12 protein-coding genes are annotated in these 19,988 nt (G+C 60.8%); 6 read left to right on the top strand and 6 right to left on the bottom strand.

The window, feature by feature from the left end; translation table 11 throughout:
* The first annotated feature begins 4 nt into the window (after positions 1-4).
* Positions 5-1,189 (top strand): hypothetical protein, encoded by a 1,185-nt coding sequence (locus NKI35_RS14015; protein ID WP_352740431.1) that lies wholly within the window; start codon positions 5-7, stop codon positions 1,187-1,189.
* Positions 1,179-4,814: an ORC-CDC6 family AAA ATPase gene (locus tag NKI35_RS14020; protein WP_352740433.1), complete on the top strand. Its 3,636-nt coding sequence runs from the start codon at positions 1,179-1,181 to the stop codon at positions 4,812-4,814. The genes NKI35_RS14015 and NKI35_RS14020 overlap by 11 nt, the downstream gene beginning before the upstream one ends.
* An 82-nt stretch (positions 4,815-4,896) precedes the next feature.
* Here the strand turns inward: NKI35_RS14020 and NKI35_RS14025 are convergent, their stop codons facing one another.
* The 4 genes from NKI35_RS14025 to NKI35_RS14040 form a co-directional block, all read right to left on the bottom strand.
* A complete protein-coding gene (locus tag NKI35_RS14025; RefSeq protein ID WP_352740435.1) occupies positions 4,897-5,208 on the bottom strand; it encodes a DUF2934 domain-containing protein in 312 nt (103 codons plus the stop codon).
* A gap of 87 nt (positions 5,209-5,295) precedes the next feature.
* Positions 5,296-5,886 (bottom strand): BA14K family protein, encoded by a 591-nt coding sequence (locus tag NKI35_RS14030; protein ID WP_352740437.1) that lies wholly within the window; start codon positions 5,884-5,886, stop codon positions 5,296-5,298.
* 188 nt (positions 5,887-6,074) lie between these two features.
* Positions 6,075-9,878 carry a methionine synthase gene (metH, locus tag NKI35_RS14035; RefSeq protein WP_352740439.1) on the bottom strand — a complete coding sequence of 1,268 codons (3,804 nt, stop codon included), beginning with the start codon at positions 9,876-9,878 and terminating at the stop codon, positions 6,075-6,077.
* 150 nt (positions 9,879-10,028) lie between these two features.
* Complete coding sequence (locus NKI35_RS14040) at positions 10,029-11,150, bottom strand: KamA family radical SAM protein (protein ID WP_352740441.1); 1,122 nt, start codon at positions 11,148-11,150, stop codon at positions 10,029-10,031.
* 201 nt (positions 11,151-11,351) lie between these two features.
* On the opposite strand from NKI35_RS14040, the gene NKI35_RS14045 reads away from it, so the two are divergent.
* The 3 genes from NKI35_RS14045 (at position 11,352) to NKI35_RS14055 (ending at position 17,020) form a co-directional block, all read left to right on the top strand.
* The gene (locus NKI35_RS14045) at positions 11,352-12,998 is read left to right on the top strand and encodes an acyl-CoA synthetase (protein WP_352740443.1); all 1,647 of its coding nucleotides are present in this window, start codon (positions 11,352-11,354) and stop codon (positions 12,996-12,998) included.
* 244 nt (positions 12,999-13,242) lie between these two features.
* Positions 13,243-14,136 (top strand): hypothetical protein, encoded by an 894-nt coding sequence (locus NKI35_RS14050; RefSeq protein ID WP_352740445.1) that lies wholly within the window; start codon positions 13,243-13,245, stop codon positions 14,134-14,136.
* Between the two features lie 262 nt (positions 14,137-14,398).
* Positions 14,399-17,020, top strand: a complete 2,622-nt coding sequence (locus NKI35_RS14055; protein WP_352740447.1) for a bifunctional diguanylate cyclase/phosphodiesterase — start codon at positions 14,399-14,401, stop codon at positions 17,018-17,020.
* A 45-nt stretch (positions 17,021-17,065) separates the two neighbouring features.
* Here NKI35_RS14055 and NKI35_RS14060 read toward each other — a convergent pair whose 3' ends face one another.
* Both NKI35_RS14060 and NKI35_RS14065 read right to left on the bottom strand, forming a co-directional pair.
* Positions 17,066-18,688, bottom strand: coding sequence for an ABC-F family ATP-binding cassette domain-containing protein (locus NKI35_RS14060; protein WP_352518966.1), 1,623 nt, complete (start codon positions 18,686-18,688; stop codon positions 17,066-17,068).
* A 378-nt stretch (positions 18,689-19,066) separates the two neighbouring features.
* Positions 19,067-19,810 (bottom strand): 2OG-Fe(II) oxygenase, encoded by a 744-nt coding sequence (locus NKI35_RS14065; RefSeq protein ID WP_352459592.1) that lies wholly within the window; start codon positions 19,808-19,810, stop codon positions 19,067-19,069.
* On the opposite strand from NKI35_RS14065, the gene NKI35_RS14070 reads away from it, so the two are divergent.
* The coding region (locus NKI35_RS14070) for a hypothetical protein (RefSeq protein ID WP_352740450.1) at positions 19,803-19,988 on the top strand (186 nt) is incomplete at its 3' end. The two genes, NKI35_RS14065 and NKI35_RS14070, sit on opposite strands and share 8 nt — an antisense overlap.

A 19,988-nucleotide genomic window follows, 5' to 3' on the forward strand; every position in this document is an offset into this window, starting at 1 on the left:
CGAATTGTCCGGAAATGAACCCAGCGCCAAGGGGTCTTTAAGCAAGCGCGACTGGTCGGATTATGTCAGGTCGGTTGCGAGGCACGGCCTAACTGATGATCAGGTAGCTGCACTCGCCGTTGAATTTGCCAATTCCGGGGTGAAGCTTGATTTCGGAGAGGCATCGACGGCTGATGTCGCCTCGACCGGCGGCCCCTCGTCATTGTCAACGCTACTGACGCCGCTATTTCTTGTCCGAGAGGGATTCCAAGTTCCAAAGCTTGGGGTGCCAGGCAGGCCAGCTGGCGGCCTAGATGTCCTTGCACAGATTCCTGGCTACAAAATCGACCTTGACCCGACAGAGATCCGGGTAGTCATTGCGAAATGCGGCTATGCACATTTCAATTCAGCAGGCTTATTTGCACCCTTGGACGCTGAGATATTTAGACTACGGCAAGGCTTAGCGGTTCAAGCCGTCCCAGAGCTCGTTATCGCAAGCCTGCTGTCAAAGAAGATCGCCGTAGGCGTCCGCTCTGTCGGCCTTGACGTAAGGATAGCGCCCCATGGAAATTTTGGCGACGATTATGAGACCGGCAGGAGAAACGCTAAAAGGTTCATCAGTGTTGCCAAACTTCTTGGTCTTCGAGCAGTCTGTATTCTGACTGACGCGCAGCTACCTTTCCAACCCTTCGTAGGCAGGGGCGAGTCGCTCTGGGCGATGAGTGATGCGCTTCGAGGGGATAGTGATGACTGGTTGCAACGTCACGTTGCTCAATGCGAAGCCATGGCTTACGCGGTTTCTGGCTCTGATGTCCGGCAAATCAACTCACCGCCCTCTGTAGAATTTGCAGCCAACGTAGATGCTCATGGCGGAAGTTACGACGGGTTTCTGGATAAAGTCGAAGCGGTAAGAAGATCGCATATCCATTTCATTGAAAGCCCCGACAACGGATTCATACGATATGACCTAGAAATAATAAGATCCGTGTTAGTGTCTGAGCAGAAGAAAACTTCCTATGGCGGTCCGTTTCCGGATCCGGCAGGGGTTCGGCTGCTTGTCGAACCAGGAAATAGGGTGACTCGTGCTGAGCCGGTTATGTCCATTCGCCTAGGAAGAGGGACAGCCCTAGAGGTGATGGACCGCCTAAGGAGAGCGCTTATCGTTTCACATACCGCCGGATCCGCCATGGAGGATGAAGTTGTCAAGTGATCGCGGGAAATACTGCTGCTTCAGTTGTCCTGCCAATGATTTCTCAGAGAAATCGCTTAGTGAGGTATGCCCCAGCTGCGGTAAAGATTTCGGGTTTCCGCTATTCGATGCCCCAGCTACTATCCGGGAATATAAAGTTTTGCGGCCCTTGGGGCGCGGATTCTATGGGGCGACATTTGTTGCGGAGCGCACGGGGGTTTTCCCCACCCGCCATGTTTTGAAAGTGGTTCCTAAGGCAGTTTACGGTTTTTTTAATAAAGACTTTCAGAAAGAGTGCCAATTACACGCCGATGCTGCCAACGGCGCTGACTATATCGTCGGAATAACGGACGCCTTTGACTCGATCGTAAGCTTCTTAAACATTGATATCGATTGCTACGTTGCTGTTTTAGATTTCATTGATGGTGAACTCTTATCTGGTTATCTTTCAGGAAAACAGAGGCTTACCGCCGGTACGGCTGCGCAAATAGCTGCGGACCTATTTCGTATACATGATGAACTGACTAGAAGGCGTATAAATCATAATGACTTCCATGCCGGCAATATCATTGTCGAAGAATTGTCGCCGGCAAGATATCGGCGCGACGCGATGGCTCCCTCTATTCGTGCCGTTGCGATAGATCTTGGATCGCTTTCCGATGACCGTCGATCTGGAGGCGGCTATAAAAGTGATCTCCACTGGATTGGCGCACATATTGATCGATTGTCTTCGTTGCTATCTGAGGGCGCGGACGGGCTAACCGACCTTGACGCACGGCTTGCTCTTGAGCTGAAGATAATAGCTTTGAGCGTCGCCCCCGCAATCGAGAGTCAACGTACGCCGACGCCTCAGGAATTGATACATAAACTGGAAGATTCATTCTTCCGAACGGCCGAACCGTGGCGCCCGTGGCGACAGCCCCTCACGCTACGCAAGTTTGATGACTCCTACAATGCACAGACTCTAGAAGCCTGGAATGTACCCCAGTTACTTGTCGATCCGGATGGAAGCTGGCAACGAAGCATCAGTTCTCCTGGCCCCCTGATCGTGACCGGTATGCGCGGATGCGGAAAGACCATGTTGCTCCGTGCCCTTCAGTTCCATGCGCGCGCAGCTAAGAAGCCCGACGAAAGCGATGCACAAATTATGCAGCGACTTCATGGTGATGGATATGTTGGGTTCTTCGTTTCTGCCTCAGCGCTGCTCACAGTCAGCGAAGAGCAGCAACTCGATACGATGAACATGTTTGCCAGGCTTGCCATAGCTTATTCGCTTGAGGCGGCCAGGTCACTCGCGCACATGATGGACATCGACGCAGCGTCCGTGAACGAGCGTGCCGCGCAGTATATCGAGAATGCGCTCTCATCTATTCTAGGCGGCCACACGTTTGGTTCGGCTGTTGGGACGGTGCAGGAACTAGAGCGTCGCCTCGTTGAGTTACTCATCCTCGCATGTCGCTCGGACAGTCAGATAAGGATGATGTCTCACGCATCTAATGCTTTCCCAGTGCTTGCTGACGGCATAAGGAAATGCTCAAGTGTTTGGGCCATCGGCCAGGTCTTGTTTTTGCTCGACGATGTCTCAACCCGATATTTACTCCCGGCGAAGATTGAGGAAATCCTATCTGCCCTTATTTTTCAAAGCCCAAACTGTGCATTCAAGCTAACGTCAGAAACGCAAACAATATTCCTGTCGCTCAAATCCCCAGGAGGCGTCGAGCCAGCGGCCCATTGGCGAGACTTTGAGACCTTTGATTTGGGTACAGAAGTCCATAAGAGGCTGAAGCAGCGGGGCGGGAAGCAATTTCTTGCCGATATCCTTGCTCAGCGTGCTCGATTTTTTTCCGCCCACCCCGCACATCCACCAGCAGACGTCCTAGGAGACCAATCTCTAGCCTCGATAGCGAATACGATAAGCCATTCTGGACCAAACTCTAGAGCGCGAAAGTCCGTCTACCACGGAATCTCAGCGTTGAAGGCAGTTTGCGTGGGTGATATTGGGGGCGCAATCACGATCTACGAAAATATACTGACGCGCTCGAATGGCAGATTCCCTGTTAGCAACCAAGCGCAAAGCGATGCATTTCAGGAATTCTGCTCAACTCATTTATATTTGCTTGACCGACGCGGCAGCCATCTCAAGGCGGTGGCAAAATCGTTCGCAGCCGCATCTCATGAATTGCTTATGCAATCCGCAAAGAAGAGTGAGGATCGTGGATTGCGGCAGTATTCCTCAATTTACGTTCGTGTCACCGCAGGTGATCGGGACGAACAAGGAAGGAAATTGCGTGAACTGGTCGACGCGGGAGTATTCGTATTTCAAGGTGGGGCTCCCCGAACGAAAACAAAGGACTCGGACCCGGTCCAACAGTTCAAGCTCACATTCCGAAAAGTCTGCGGTTTGGCGGACTTTATCGGCCTCTCCGAACGAGACAGGTTCGAGTTGTCAGGCGCACAACTCGAAGATTGGCTCAACCGGCCAAACGAAGGCGCAGACATTTTGATGCGAAACTTGCGTACAGATTTGGAGCCAGACGAAGATTCGGAAGAAGATGAGCCTGCGGAACAGGTCAAGCTTGATTCGCTTCCGAAGCGGCCCGTCAAGGTCAAACAGGACGACCTCTTCGACGTGGCTCCGAAATCAATGTACGATCCCCTAGACACGGCAGGCGATGAATTGCTGCCGCTTCCAACCATTCTCGAATATCAACCAAGAGAAACGCAGTCGACCCGAACGGATGCCTTATACATCGCCCTTGGATTTGAGCAACGAGCAGTCGATTCTGCGAAGCGCGCCCTAGAATCTTTGAATCCAAGTCGCGTAGTTGCGGTCAGTTATCCCGAGGAGGGAAGATCGCGAGATATTATTCGTGTTCTCGAAGAGAAAGAAATATCGTTTAGGATTTTACCTTATGCCGAGTTGCGTTCACTTTCATCTTGCACCCAAGATGGTGTGCTCGCTATTGATGCTACTGGGTTTACCAAGGCAGCGATATTCCAGTTGACGGTAGATGCTCTACGTCGAAATCGATCCTTTACCGCAGTCTACACTGAAGCTCGAGAATACTACCCACTTGAGGCAAGTCTCACTGCGATCTTAGGCGCCCAGTCGGAAAAGAACTACGATGCCTTGCTGACGCAGCTCAAAGACGTCCTTTCCGGAGAGATTGGCCCCTATTCGCTCGAATTGCTTCATTCGCTGACCTCCGACGAAACGAGAATGAAGGCGCTTTTAGCGTTTGGTTCAGCCAAACATGAACGGCTCATCCATCTTGCTGAACAACGCGACTACGACATGATCAAGGTTCTCGTCGACAATTCTAAAACGGCGCGGGCAACCGTTGCAAGGCTAGGCGCGGAAGTCGCAGTTCGAGGTGCCGAGGCGGGTTCAATCGAGCAATGCGACGTTCGTGATCCTACGAGTATACTGAAATCCATGGAACGTGTTTTTAGGCGATCCTATCGTGAGGGTGGCCTAAATTTCGAAATCGGTCTCACGGGCGACAAGCTCGAAGCAGTGGCAGTAGGTGCATTTTGTGCGAAGTTTCCGGTGAACAATGTATGGTACGTAAAGCCGAAGAGCTTCGACCAAGATCGTTTCACCAAGGGTACACGCTCGACGCACTATTTTCGTGTGGAGCTTTAGCTGTGCGGGTTCGCTAACTGCCCCAACGACAACTCCCATTTGTTCGGTAGATCTGCGAGCCCGCTTCTCCCGCTTTCGCCGGTCAGGATGTCCTCTTTCCCTCAATCCCCCTCGCCGCCTGCTCAACCGCCGCGCGGTCCGTGCCCAGTCTGTCGATCAGCTCCTGCGCTTCCTCGCCCGATATGCCGGTGCGCGTGGCCAGTTCCTCGACCGCCAGGATGTCGGTGCTGGCGATCTCGCGCGGCAGGGCGTCGTCGGCGGTCAGCGGCAGCGCCGCCTCGCGGTCGATTTCGGCCTCGGCCCGGTGCCAGTGGTGTTCGGGGTCACCAGTGCCTTCGCGCTCCCAGATCTGGTAGGCGCGCTGCTGTATCTTGTGATGCCGGTCGTCTTCCATGGTGGTTCCTCCCCTGGGCTTTGAGGGCGATCCGAACGATCCCAGAAATCGCGCGGTCGCAATCGTTCGCGGCGCCCTTCGCGCTGGCTACTCGCATTGCCGTCTCGGCCCGCCGGAATATGGCTGGTAGCTGTTGTCTTCCGGACGGTAGGAGCGATAGCGGCTGAAGCAGGAGGCGACATGGTCCGGTTCGCCGCCGGCGGCCGCGTAGGCGCCCGCGCCCTCGACATAGCTTGCCTCTCGCGGCGCGGCGCGGTCGGCGCCGAGATAGGGCGATACGCAGGTGCGCTGCTGTCCGCTATAGGACATGTAGCTGTTGTCCTCGGGATCGTAAGAGCGGTAGCGGCTGGCGCACCAGGCGAGATGCGGCGGCGGCAGTTCGGTCCGCGCGATGGCGCCGGTGACGGTGGGATCGGGCTGCTGCCTGGCCGGGTCCTGGGCTGGCTCCCTGGCGGCGATGTCGGCAGGCGCGGACTGCTCGGGCGGCACACGTTCGAAGTCCTGCGCCGTCCTGTCCACCGGCCGCGCTTTCCGGGTCCACAGTTCCGCCACGCTGACGGTGGGCCTTGCCTCCCGCACAGGCTTGGCGGCAAGCAGCCAGGCTGCGAAAACCAGCCCGCTGCCGAACACCGCAAGGGTCAGCACGAAGCCGCCGACCAGTCCCAAAATCGCTTTCACTCGACACTCCTTGTGTCCCTGCCAATAAAATGCGGGACATCACGGCTTGTTCCAGAAAAGCAGGCGCGAGGGACCTAAGTCTGACCGACCCACAACCGGCAGCTCGCCGAGAACCGGGTGCGGCGCGATTTTTTTCGACGGTGAAAATCAAGGGAGCGGTCGAGCCATTGGGCCAGATCACGTCCCGGCTATTCCGCCGCCTCGGCATAATCCACGGGCACATAGTTGAGGATCGGCCCAAGCCAGCGCTCGGCATCGGCCAGCGGCATGGCTTTGCGGCGGGCATAGTCCTCGACCTGGTCGCGCTCGACTTTGGCGACGCCGAAATAATAGCTTTCGGGATGGGCGAGATAGATGCCGGACACAGACGAGCCCGGCCACATCGCATAGCTCTCGGTCAGGCCGACGCCGGCATTGCGCTCGCCGTCGAGCAGCCGGAACAAGGTCGCCTTCTCGGTATGATCGGGCTGCGCGGGATAGCCGGGCGCGGGGCGGATGCCGCGATAAGGCTCGCCGATCAGTTCGTCGGGCGCCAGCTTCTCGTCTGATGCATAGCCCCAGAATTCCTTGCGCACCTTCTCGTGCATGCGCTCGGCAAAAGCTTCGGCGAAACGATCGGCCAGCGCCTTGACCATGATCGAGGAATAATCGTCATTGGCGCGCTCGAAGCGCTCGGCGATCGCCACCTCCTCGATCCCCGCGGTGACGATGAAGCCGCCGATATAGTCCGGCTTGCCGCTGTCGGCCGGTGCGACGAAATCCGACAGCGCGACATTGGCCTTGCTGTCGCGCTTGATCAGCTGCTGGCGCAGCGTGAAGAAAGTGGCAAGCTCCTGCGAGCGCGCCTCATCCGTGAACAGCCTGATGTCGTCGCCGACGGCGTTCGCCGGCCAGAAGCCGATGACGCCGCGCGGCGCGAACCATTTTTCCGCGATGATTTTTGTCAGCATCGCCTGCGCATCCTCGAAAAGCTGGCGTGCCGCCGGTCCCTGCTTCTCGTCGTCGAGGATCTTGGGGTAACGCCCTTTCAACTCCCAGGTCTGGAAGAACGGCGTCCAGTCGATGTAGCGCGAGAGCTCAGTCAGGTCCCAGTTCTCGAACACTTTCACGCCGGTGAAGGACGGCTTCGGCGGTTCATAGGCGGACCAGTCCACCCTGTGCGCATTGGCCCTGGCCTTGGCCAGCGGCAGCCGCTGCTTGTCGGCCTCGGAGCGGGCATGCGCGTCGGCGACCTTTTTGTACTCGGCCCGCACTGTGTCGACGTAGCCGCCCTTGGTCTCCTTCGACAGCAAGGACGAGACGACGCCGACCGCCCGGCTGGCGTCATTGACATAGACCGTCTGTCCCCTGGAGTAGCGGGGATGGATCTTCACCGCCGTGTGCACGCGGCTGGTTGTCGCGCCGCCGATCAAAAGCGGAATGTCGAAGCCTTCGCGCTCCATCTCGGCGGCCATGTGCACCATCTCGTCCAGCGACGGGGTGATCAGGCCGGACAGGCCGATGATGTCGACATTTTGCTCGCGAGCCCTCTGCAGGATCTTCGCCGCCGGCACCATGACGCCGAGATCGATGATCTCGTAATTGTTGCACGCCAGAACGACGCCGACGATGTTCTTGCCGATGTCGTGGACATCGCCCTTCACCGTCGCCATCAGGATTTTGCCGGCCGTCTGGCGCTCGCCATTGTCGATGCCATTGGCGGCGTTGGCCAGTTTTTCGGCCTCCATGTGCGGCAGCAATCCGGCCACCGCTTGCTTCATCACGCGCGCCGACTTCACCACTTGCGGCAGAAACATCTTTCCAGCGCCGAACAGATCGCCGACGACATTCATGCCGGCCATCAGCGGGCCTTCGATGACATGCAGAGGCCGCTCGGCCGCAAGCCGCGCCTCTTCGGTGTCGGCGTCGATGAATTCGGTGATGCCGTTGACCAGCGCATGCGAAATCCGCCGCTCGACCGTCCAGTCGCGCCAGGCGAGATCGCGATCCCTGACTTCCTTGCCGGCGGTGCCCTTGAAGCGCTCGGCGATCTCCAGCATGCGTTCGGTGGCGGTCGCCCTGGGCGCGCGGTTGAGCACGACATCCTCGCACGCTTCGCGCAGCTCCGGCTCGATCGTGTCGTAGACGGCGAGCTGACCGGCATTGACGATGCCCATATCCATGCCGCGCTGGATGGCGTGATAGAGAAACACGGCGTGCATCGCCTCGCGCACCGGCTCGTTGCCGCGGAAGGAGAAGGACAGGTTCGAGACGCCGCCCGAGATATGCACATGCGGCAGCGTGGCGGTGATCTCGCCTGTGGCCTCGATGAAGTCGACGCCGTAATTGTCGTGCTCCTCGATGCCGGTGGCGACCGCGAAGACGTTGGGGTCGAAGACGATGTCTTCGGGCGGGAAACCGGCCTGTTCGGTGAGCAGCTTGTAGGCGCGGGTGCAGATCTCGACCTTGCGCGCCTTGGTGTCGGCCTGGCCGGCCTCGTCGAAGGCCATGACGACCACCGCCGCGCCGTAGGCGCGCACCAGCTTCGCATGATGCAGAAAGGCTTCCTCGCCTTCCTTCATCGAGATGGAGTTGACCAGTGGCTTGCCCTGCACGCATTTCAGCCCGGCCTCGATGATCTCCCATTTCGAGGAGTCGACCATCACCGGAACACGGGCGATGTCGGGTTCGGCGGCGATCAAATTGAGGTACTCGACCATCGCCTTTTTCGAATCGATCAGGCCTTCATCCATGTTGATGTCGATGATCTGTGCGCCATTGGCGACCTGGTCGCGCGCCACGTCGAGCGCCGGGACATAGTCGCCCGCCGTGATCAGCTTTCGGAACTTGGCCGAGCCGGTGACGTTGGTGCGTTCGCCGACATTGACGAAGGGAATCTCATCAGTCAGCGTGAACGGCTCCAGCCCGGACAGGCGCATCTTGCGCTCGATCTCGGGGATGGCGCGTGGCGGATATTTCTTGACAGCCTCGGCGATGGCGCGGATGTGGTCCGGCGTCGAGCCACAGCAGCCGCCGACGACGTTGACGAGCCCTTCCCGCGCAAAATCCTCGATCTGCGCGGCCATGAAGTCCGGGCTCTCGTCATAGCGGCCGAATTCATTGGGCAGGCCGGCATTCGGATAGGCGCAGACGAAGGTGTCGGCGACGCTCGATATTTCAGCCAGATGCGCGCGCATGGCGTTGGCGCCGAGCGCGCAGTTGAGGCCGATGGTGAACGGGCTGGCATGGCGCACCGAATGCCAGAAGGCGGTCGGCGTCTGGCCCGACAGGGTGCGGCCGGAGAGATCGGTGATGGTGCCGGAAATCATCACCGGCAGCCGTACGCCCTTTTCGAGGAAAATCTCATTGCAGGCGAAGATCGCCGCCTTGGCGTTCAACGTGTCGAAGATAGTTTCGATCAGGATGATGTCGGCGCCACCGTCGACCAGTCCGCGCAACTGCTCGCCATAGGCCAGGCGCAGATCGTCGAAGGTCACGGCGCGATAGCCGGGATTGTTGACGTCGGGCGACATCGAGGCGGTGCGGTTGGTCGGCCCGAGCGCGCCGGCGACGAAGCGCCGCTTGCCGTCCTCCTGCTGTGCCCTCGCCGCTGCCCGACGCACCAGCCGCGCGCCGTCGCGGTTCAGCGCGTAGACGGCATCCTCCATGCCGTAATCCGCCTGGGCGATCGAGGTCGAGGAGAAGGTGTTGGTCTCGAGGATATCGGCGCCAGCGATGGCGTATTGATAATGGATCTCCTCGATCGCCTTCGGCTGCGTCAGGATCAAGAGGTCGTTGTTGCCCTGCTGGTGGCAGGCGCAGCCGGCGAATGCCTCGCCGCGAAAATGCTCCTCGTCGAAACCGAGACCCTGAATCTGCGTGCCCATGGCGCCGTCGAGAATGAGAATGCGCTCGCGCGCCGCTGCCGTGAGCGCCGCAAGCACTTCGGACCCATCGGGCTTTGCCGCGACGGGGCCGAACAATGCGTCCAGCGATGCAGAATTCTGCGACATTTTTTATCCTTGAGGCGACAACCATCACATAAGGATATCTTTATGTCAACATACGGAATGCAAGCGAACGCGTCGTGGCGAGAGTTTGGTGCGATGGTCATCCCGATCGACAATGTGACGGCGGCGGTCATCGTCGCCGCTGCGCCCTGCCTACACCACGGCGTCCCGATACAGCCTCACCTCGCCGTCCTGGCCGCGGATGCGCCAGTCCTGCCCGTCCCGGCCCTCGACATGGCATGGCCCGAGCGGCACCTTGCCACCGCCTTCCGGCAGGTCCAGCACATAGACCGGATTGCAGATGCCCGACAGGCGGGCGCGCAGCGCGCCGGCCAGCGCCTGTCCCTGCGCAATCGTGGTGCGCCTGTGCGCCATGCCGCGCGCGAGGTCGCCATGGTGCAGGTAATAGGGTTTGACGCCGAGCCGGTACATCAGTTCGCGGCAGAGTTCCTCCAGCACCTCGACCGTATCGTTGACGCCCTTGAGCAGGACGGTCTGGTTGAGCAGCACGAAGCCTGCCTGGCGCATGACGCGACAGGCCAATTCGGTGGCCGGCGTGATCTCCCGCGCATGGTTGAAATGGGTGACGATTGTGACCATCAGCCGGCCCTGCAAGGCGCCAACCAGCCCCGGCGTGATGCGCGCCGGCAGCACGACAGGCACGCGCGTGTGGATACGCAGCAGCCTGACATGCGCGATCGCCTCGATGCGGGCGCGGATTTCAGCCAGCGCCTTGTCGGGCAGCGAAAGCGGATCGCCGCCGGTCAGGATCACTTCGCGGATTTCGGTATGGGCTTCGATATAGGCAAAGGCGTCTTCGAGCGCCTCGCGCGTATAGCCGCGGCCGATCGAGGTCAGAGACTCCTTGCGGAAGCAGAAGCGGCAATAGACCGCGCATTGGTAGGTCGCAAACAACAGCACGCGGTCGGCGTGGCGATGCGTCAGTCGCGGCACCGGACTGAAGGCATGGTCGGCGATCGGATCGTCGAGCTCGCCTTCCGTTTCCGTCAGCTCATCCGGCGATGGAATGATTTGCGCGCGGATCGGGTCGGCGGGATCGTTCCAGTCGATCAGGTCGAGATAGGTTTTGGGGGCACGCACCTTGTGGCGTACGACCGCCTCCTGCGCCGCCGCGCGCTCGGCGGGTGACAGCGGCAGGGAGGCGAGATCGCGGACGCGGCGCACGCCCGCGCGGATGTCGTTTTGCCAGGCGGTGTCGGCATCGCGTTCTTCGTCGGCTGTGGCCGCGTCATCGAAAGTTGAGTCTGGGGTCATTGGGGCCTCGGGGCAATTCTGGCGGTGCTATCGGCCGGATGGACGGTTCGGTCAACTCCAGTGGCTGCGCGCGGATTGTCGCTGCGCTGCGATCCTTCGCATCCCCCGACTATCGCCGTAATCGACCAGCGCAGCAATTTCAGGCAATCTGACCGATAAGGCGCTCCAAGGGAGATGGGCGCCGCCTAGGGGAGGACCGCCATGAGCAAAATGCCGCGCTATGAGGATGCCGCTCAGCGCTTTCGCATCGAAGATGAGATCGCGCGGTTGTATGGCAACCCTGGAACCGGCATCAATGCCTATGTCGAATGCTGCGGCCGCTACACCGGACAAAACCGGCTGGCGCTGCGCGCGATCTCGGCCGGCGGTGAGCTTCGCGAATTCAGCTTCGACGATCTCGCCGACATGTCGGGGCGCGCCGCCAATGTGCTCAAGGCCGCCGGCGTCGGTGCCGGCGATGTCGTCGCCGGCATGCTGCCGCGCGTCCCCGAACTGGTGGCGCTGATCCTCGGGACATGGCGCATCGGCGCGGTCTACCAGCCGCTGTTCACCGCCTTCGGTCCGAAAGCCATCGAGCACCGCCTCGGCTATAGCGGCGCCAGGATCGTGGTGACCAACCCGGCCAATCGCGGCAAGCTCGACGAGGTCGAGACATCAGCGCAAATCGCCACCATTCTTGGCAATGGCGGTGTGCTACCTGCAGGCGACATCGATTTCCGCGCCGCGCTTGCCGCCGCCTCGCCCGAGTGCCAGCCGGTGATGCGCAAGGGCGACGACTTGTTCATGATGATGTCGACGTCGGGAACGACCGGCCTGCCCAAGGGCGTGCCGGTGCCGCTTCGCGCCCTGCTCGCCTTCGGCGCCTATATGCGCGACGCGATCGGCTTGCTGCCCGACGACATCTTCTGGAACATCGCCGACCCCGGCTGGGCCTACGGCCTCTATTACGCCATCACCGGCCCGTTGCAGCTCGGCATCGCCACGACCTTCTATGAAGGCGCCTTCAACGCCAAGAGCACTTACGACATCATCGAGCGGCTCGGCGTCACCAGCCTTGCCGGCTCGCCGACCGCCTATCGCCTGCTGATGGCGGAAGGCGCGGAAGCTGCGGCCCGCGTCAAAGGCAGACTGCGCGTGGTGAGCAGCGCCGGCGAGCCGCTCAACCCGGAAGTCATCCGCTGGTTCGACGCAAATCTCGCCGCGCCCATTCACGACCATTACGGCCAGACCGAGAACGGCATGATGGTCAACAACCATCATGGGCTCTCGCATGTCGTTCGCGCGGGCTCGGCCGGCTTCGCCATGCCCGGATATCGCATGGTGGTACTGGACGAGGCCGGCAACGAGCTCGGCCCCAACCAGCCCGGCATCCTCGCCGTCGACATCGCGAAGTCGCCGCTGCGCTGGTTCGACGGCTATCACCAGGCGCAAACGCCGGCGATCAGGGGCGGCTACTACCGCACGGGCGACACGGTGGAGTACGAGCCGGACGGTTCGGTCTCCTTCATCGGCCGCGCCGACGATGTCATCACTTCGGCCGGCTATCGCATCGGCCCGTTCGACGTCGAAAGCGCGCTGATCGAGCATCCGGCGGTCAACGAGGCGGCCGTGGTCGGCGTACCCGATCCGCAGCGCACAGAGATCGTCAAGGCCTTCGTCGTGCTGGTGCCGGCTTACAAGGGCAACCCCGACCTCGCCGAAGAGCTTGCCCAGCACGTCAAGAAACGGCTGTCGGCGCACGCCTACCCGCGCGAGGTCGAATTCGTCACCGAGCTGCCGAAGACGCCGAGCGGCAAGATTCAGCGGTTTTTGCTGAGGAAGGCGGAGGTGGAGAAGCGCAAAGGGTGATGTAGGCGCCAATCTCCCCCCTCGAGGGGGAGATGTCGCCGAAGGCGACAGAGGGGGTCGTTGCGCGTGAAGCGCTAACGTCGTCTCGCGCTGCAAAAGGAGTCAGCGCTTCACGCGCGGCGACCCCCTCTGGCCTGCCGGCCATCTCCCCATCAAGGGGAGAGATCTGCAGCTCCACGCCGTCTTTTTTCAGCCCAATGTTGTCATGTATCCTTGGAATCGAACGTAGAGCAGGGTTTATATCATGCGGTGGGTCTGGACGTTTCTGTTTGCGCTGGTGAGCAGCGTGGCTTTCGCGGCCTCGCCGGAGGACGACTATGTCGCCGCGCGTGACAAGGCGATGGCTGATATCGCGGCGCTGAACAGCGCGAACGCGGCAATCGAGACCATCGACGCTGAGAACGAGAAGGCCTTGGCCGATCTCCAGCATCGTCTTGCCGGCATCGTCGGCCCGCTGGCGGTCAAGGACTTTCCGCCAACCGGCACAATCAATATCGAAAGCCTCAGCGACTCCGATATCGGCTATGGCATGCTCGATGGACTGCGATACACCAAGGACGACGACGGGCCTAGCCTGGTGGCAACGACGCGAGGGCTGCTGGAGCGCTGGCTCCAGTCCAGAACCGCCGAGACCGACGAGAGTTTCAAACTGCCCGTCGGCATCGATGAGGCGCTTAAGCTCGATGCCTTCTACACCCAGGCGATCAACAGCGACGCCGCCTTCGAGGGAACGCTCGACTTTCCATTGAAGAAGCCCGAGGGCGCCGACATCGCCTTCGCACGGCTCGGCGGCTGGACGCAGGACGTCGGGCCGATCTACGAGCAGGAAGTCGTCATTACGCTCGTCAAAGGCAACAGCGTGAGAATTATCGCAGCGCCGGCAGCCCCTGCCGTTCCGAAGATCGCCGCCTGCGACGCCGTGTGGGCTGCTGCGGACGCCGCCGCGCAGAAATTCCAGGAGGCCTACCAGGCATCGGACCTGAAGGACGAAAAAGCGTTCGAGTCCTCCAACGCCGCCTGGGACAAGGGCGACAGCGACTACCGGGCCTGCATGGCGCAGCGCCTGCCGGCTGACCCGGCTTTCCCGGCGCTGCTCGCCCAGGCGCAGGCGCTGGCCGATCAAATGGCTGGGAAGTAAGCCTCCCGCAAGGGCCCGCGCGGCAAGATCAGGCGGCTTGTTGCAATCTGAGGCGAATATGACTTCGCCGCTGGGTTGCAGAACGCTGCAACCTGGCGTCCTACTTTCGGACACTCATTCAGATTTCGGCTGGACCCTGGCAGCCAAAAGCTTACCGTTTGTTCTCGGATTCGTCTCGAAGCTCAAACTTAAGCTTTAGCTACTATGGTCGACCGAAGGACTACTGTCCTGGAAAGGTCTTCGGATCGAGTTGGCAGGTGCAATGCTCAATTCCGGCCGGTTGAAACGGGCCGTTTTTTCTTCCGCCAACTTGCCGGCGGCGATTGCCTTTGTCGTGCTTCTCGTCTGCGCCCTGGTTGCCGACCAGAGGAACAGAGAGGTCTCCGATCAGCTGGCGCGCGCCGACGTCCTGGCCAAGGTCAACATCATACGCGCCAAGCTCGAAGGCAACATAGGCGGCAATCTCCAGCTGGTTCAGGGTCTCGTTTCGACAATCGTTACCGAGCCTTATATGGGCCAGCAAAGATTTGCGGCACTCGCCCGTAATCTGTTCGAGCAAAAATCGCAGTTGCGCGATATTGCCGGCGCCCCCGACCTCGTCATCGCGCTGATGTATCCGCTGGAAGGCAATGAAAAAGCCATCGGGCTGGACTACCGCAAGAGCGATACGCAACGCATGGCCGCGCTTCGCGCCCGTGACCAGCGCGCGCTGGTGCTCGCCGGGCCGGTCAAACTGGCGCAAGGCGGACGTGGCTTCATCGGCCGTATCCCGGTCTTCGTGCCGACGGCGGGTGGCGGCGACCGTTTCTGGGGTATCGTCTCGGCCGTGATCGATGTCGATCGGCTCTACGCTGCCAGCGGACTGACCGACCCTGATCTGGATATCGATGTGGCGCTTATCGGCAAGGATGCGCTCGGCGGCGGCGGGGAACTGTTCTTCGGCGGCGATAATGTCGTGTCCGGCAATCCGGTGATGGCAGAGGTGCAATTGCCTTCAGGCTCCTGGCAAATTTCAGCCATACCGAAGGGCGGCTGGCCGACCGCTCCGAAAAATGAGTGGCTGTTGCGTCTGCTCATGGCGCTTGCCGGCGCGCTGGTGGTGCTGCCGATCCTCGTGGCAGGACGTCTTTTCGGTGAGCGGCAGAAAAGTGACGCCGAGTTGAGGCGCCTGTCCCGGCGGCTGGAGTTGGCGTTGGAAGCCTCTGCTATAGGCGTGTGGGAGCACGATACCGTCAGCAACGAACTCGTATGGGACGACCGCATCAACGAAATCTATGGCAAACCCGGCGGCGGCAAGACCCGTAGCTATGACGACTGGGCGCTGGCGATCCATCCCCAAGACTTCGAACGGGCTAAAGCAGATTTCGATTCGGCTGTTGCAACACAAGGCCCCTACTCTTCGCAATATCGGCTCCTGCGGCCGGACGGCACCATTCGCCATGTGCGCACCCGCGCCAGTTTCTTCCGGGACATTGACGGCACGCCAAAAATGATCGGCGCCGAATGGGATGTGACAGGCGACGTGCTGCTCAACGAGAATCTCGTGCGTGAACGTCGCCTTTCAGAATCGAAAAATGCCGAACTGAACCTGGCCAAAGCCCGCATCGAGCATGTCGCGATGCATGATTCGCTGACCGGTCTGCCCAACCGTCGGTATCTGGACGAGATGCTTGCCGAAAACCGCGAAGCCGACGGCCGTGCGGCGTTGCTGCATCTCGACCTTGACCGGTTCAAGCAGATCAACGACACGCTCGGCCATGCAGCGGGCGATGCATTGCTGGTGCATGCTTCGAAAGTCATCAAGGCCAGCGTCGGCAGTGCCGATTTCGTTGCGCGCATCGGCGGCGACGAGTTTGTCGTGCTGAGCCATGGACGCGACGACAAGGAACTCGCCGCGCTGGCCGACCACATTATCGATGCGATGCGCCAGCCGGTCGACTATCTGGGTCACCAGTGCCGGTTCGGCGTCAGCATCGGCATTGCGGCCAATAGCGGCGTCGATGCAAGGCAGTTGCTTGTCAATGCCGATCTGGCGTTGTACCGGGCGAAAGGCAGCGGCCGCAACCGCTACGAGTTTTTTAACGAAGAGCTGCAGAGCGAGATCGTGCGGACCAAGCAGACCGCCGATGAGATTCTGGGCGGGCTCGAGCGGAACGAATTCATCGTCTACTATCAGCCGCAGTTCGACGCCAAGACGCTGGAGATCGTCGGCGTCGAGGCGCTGTCGCGTTGGGATCATCCGCAACGCGGCATGCTGACCCCCGACGCCTACATCAAGGTGGCTGAAGAACTTAATGTCGTGGCGCTTATCGACCGCACCGTCCTGGAGCAGGCGCTCGATAATTTTGAGCGTTGGTCGCGCAGCCACCTCAACATCCCGCGCGTCTCGGTCAACGTTTCCGCACGGCGCCTGGAAGACAGGGACCTGATCAAGGGTTTGCGCAAGCTTCCGATCAAGGAAGGGACCGTGTCGTTCGAACTGGTGGAGTCGATTTTCCTCGACGAAAACGACGAGCTGGTCAGCTGGAACATCGAACACATCAAGGGGCTCGGCATCGACGTCGAGATCGACGATTTCGGCACCGGGCATGCCTCGATCGTCTCGCTGTTGAAGTTGCGGCCCCGTCGCCTCAAGATCGACCGCCAGCTGGTCACCCCCATCACCAGCTCAACCGCACAGCGGCAGCTTGTGTCGTCCATCATCGACATCGGCAAGTCGCTCGGGATCGAAGTGATCGCCGAGGGCGTCGAGACGATGGAGCACGCGCGCATCCTGAAAGAGCTTGGCTGCGACATCCTGCAAGGCTTCCTGTTCGGCTACCCGATGGATGCCAAAGCCTTCAAGGCCTTCGCGCAGTCGCGCAAATGGCTGGCGGCGAGCTGACAAATCCTGGCTTTGCTGGACGCAAATGCGGACGCAGGACCTGCGTCAGGTCCGCAGCCCCGGCGCCTCGTGCCCGGTCCTCTCCACATATTCGGTATAGCCGCCGCCATAGGTGTGGATGCCTTCTGGCGTCAGTTCCAGCACGCGGTTGGAGAGTGCGGCCAGGAAATGGCGGTCGTGCGAGACGAACAGCATGGTGCCTTCGTATTGCGACAGCGCCGTGATCAGCATCTCCTTTGTGGCGATGTCCAAATGGTTGGTCGGCTCGTCCAGCACCAGCAGGTTGGGCGGGTCGAACAGCATCAGCGCCATTACCAGGCGCGCCTTTTCGCCGCCCGACAGCACCCGGCATTTCTTCTCGATCTCGTCGCCGGAAAAGCCGAAGCAGCCGGCGAGTGCCCTGAGCGGCGCCTGGCCGGCTTGCGGAAACGCGTCCTCCAGCGTCTGGAACACGGTGCGTTCGCCCTCCAACACCTCCATGGCGTGCTGGGCGAAATAGCCCATTTTCACACTCGGCCCCCGAGCAACTGTGCCGGCATCCGGGTCAGACGCGCCGGCCACCAGCTTCAGCAGTGTCGACTTGCCGGCGCCGTTGACGCCCATGATGCACCAGCGCTCGCGGCGGCGGACCTGGAAGTCCAGCCCCTCATAGATCGAGCGGCTGCCATAGCCCTTGTGGACGTTCTTCAGCGTCACGACATCCTCGCCGCAGCGCGGCGCCGGCTGAAAATCGAAATTCACGATCTGACGGCGCTTGGGCGGCTCGACACGATCGATCTTGTCGAGCTTCTTCACCCGGCTCTGCACCTGGGCGGCGTGTGACGCCCGCGCCTTGAAGCGCTCGATGAAAGCGATCTCCTTGGCCAGCATGGCCTGCTGGCGCTCGAACTGCGCCTGCTGCTGCTTGTCGGCGATCGCCCGCTGCTGCTGGTAGAATTCGTAATTGCCGGAATAGGCGGTGAGCGAACCGGCGTCGATCTCGACCACCTTGTTGACGATGCGGTTCATGAACTCGCGGTCGTGCGAGGTCATCAGCAGCGCGCCCTCATAACCCTTCAGGAACTGCTCCAGCCAGATCAGGCTTTCGAGATCGAGATGGTTGGACGGCTCGTCGAGCAGCATGACGTCGGGCCGCATCAACAGGATGCGGGCCAGCGCCACGCGCATCTTCCAGCCGCCGGACAGTTTGCCGACATCGCCGTCCATCATTTCCTGGGAAAAGCCGAGGCCGTCGAGCACTTCGCGGGCGCGGCCATCGAGCGCATAGCCGTCGAGCTCCTCGAAACGATGCTGCGCCTCGCCGTACTTCTCGATGATCTCCTCCATCCGGTCGGCCTGTTCGGGGTCGGCCATGGCCGCCTCGAGTTCGGCCATTTCGGCCGCCACGTCGCTGACCGGCCCGGCGCCGTTCATCACCTCGGCCACAGCACTGCGGCCGGCCATGTCGCCGACATCCTGGCTGAAATAGCCGATGGTGACGCCGCGATCGACCTGCACCTGGCCTTCGTCGGGCTGTTCCTGGCCGGTGATCATGCGAAACAGCGTCGTCTTGCCGGCGCCGTTCGGCCCGACAAGGCCGACCTTCTCGCCCTTCTGTAGCGAGGCCGAGGCCTCGATGAAGACAAGCTGGCGGCCGTTCTGCTTGCTGATGCTTTCAAGACGGATCATGCGACTGGAAGAACCTTGGAGGATTTTCCCCGGCCCTTACGCGATCGGCCGCGCCAGAGGAAGCGCCCATTTGACGCCGCGCGCAAAAGCCGCTGCGGTCCGCACCTCCAGAATGCAAAACAGCCCGCCGCGCGATTTTGCGCAACGGGCTGTTTTTGAACCAGCTTCTGTACTCAGTTCGGTGCGGGCACTTCCGCTTCTATTGACGGCACCTGCTGGGCGGCGAGCGAGGCGAGCTTGCCCCGTCTGACGAGTGTCGGCTTCTCATAGGATCGTTTCATAAATTCCCCTCTCTTACACAAGCGGAGACTGTTCCGCCGAACTCGCCATGTCAATAAGCAGCGGTAGTGAGGTGCTTTGGCGGTGTCCGACGAATTGTCACTTCGCGTCGTGGAAAATGATCCCCACTGTATGCCGCCTGCCGGAGCGCAGGCGGCTGACGCCGTGCCTGAGGTTGACGCGGTAATGGCCTTTCGTGCCTTGCACCGGGCGGTTGTGGACAGCAAAGATCACCGCATCGCCCCGGGTCAGCGGCACCACTTCGGCACGGCTTTGCATGCGCGGGCGCTGTTCGGTCAGGACGAATTCGCCGCCGGTGAAATCCTCGCCGGGCTGCGACAACAGGATCGCCACCTGCAGGGGAAAAGCGAGATCGCCGTAGAGGTCCTGATGGAGGCAGTTGAAGTCGCCGGGGCCATATTGCAGGAGAAGCGGCGTCGGCCGCGTTTGGCCGCTTTCGTGGCAAAGCTGGAGGAAGGCGGCGTGGTCATCGGGATAGCGCCGTGCCGCGCCCATGCGTTCGTTCCAGTCGTTGGCGACGCAGGCGAGCCTGGGATAGAGCGCGGTGCGCAGGCCACCGACCAGATCCGGCAGCGGATAGCGGAAATAGCGGTACTCGCCCTTGCCGAAGCCATGGCGGGCCATCACCACATGGCTGCGGAAATGGTCCTCATGCGGATAGAGACCGGCGATCTCGGTGCACTCCTCGGGTGAAAGCAGCGCCGGCATGACGGTGCTGCCGTGGCTGTTCAGTTCGCCGATCAGAGCACTCCAGTCCTGCGCTGCGACGCGCGCTTCGGCCGAATGGGCTGCGCGTTTGGTGCTTATCGAATGGATGGTCATCGATGCCTCCTTTGATATGATCAAAGTGGGGCGAACGGCGGGCGTGAACCACCCGATTCCTGCGGAGGTGAAGCGCGATCTTCCCCTTTGCCCCATAGGCGCTAAGATAGCTTTGGCATGGACTGAAACTTGCGCTTTCGTGGTGGCTCACGCCAGCGATATCGCAAGGCATGGAGAT

Source organism: Mesorhizobium sp. M0676 (assembly GCF_040320535.1).
In the GTDB taxonomy this organism is placed as follows: Bacteria; Pseudomonadota; Alphaproteobacteria; order Rhizobiales; family Rhizobiaceae; genus Mesorhizobium.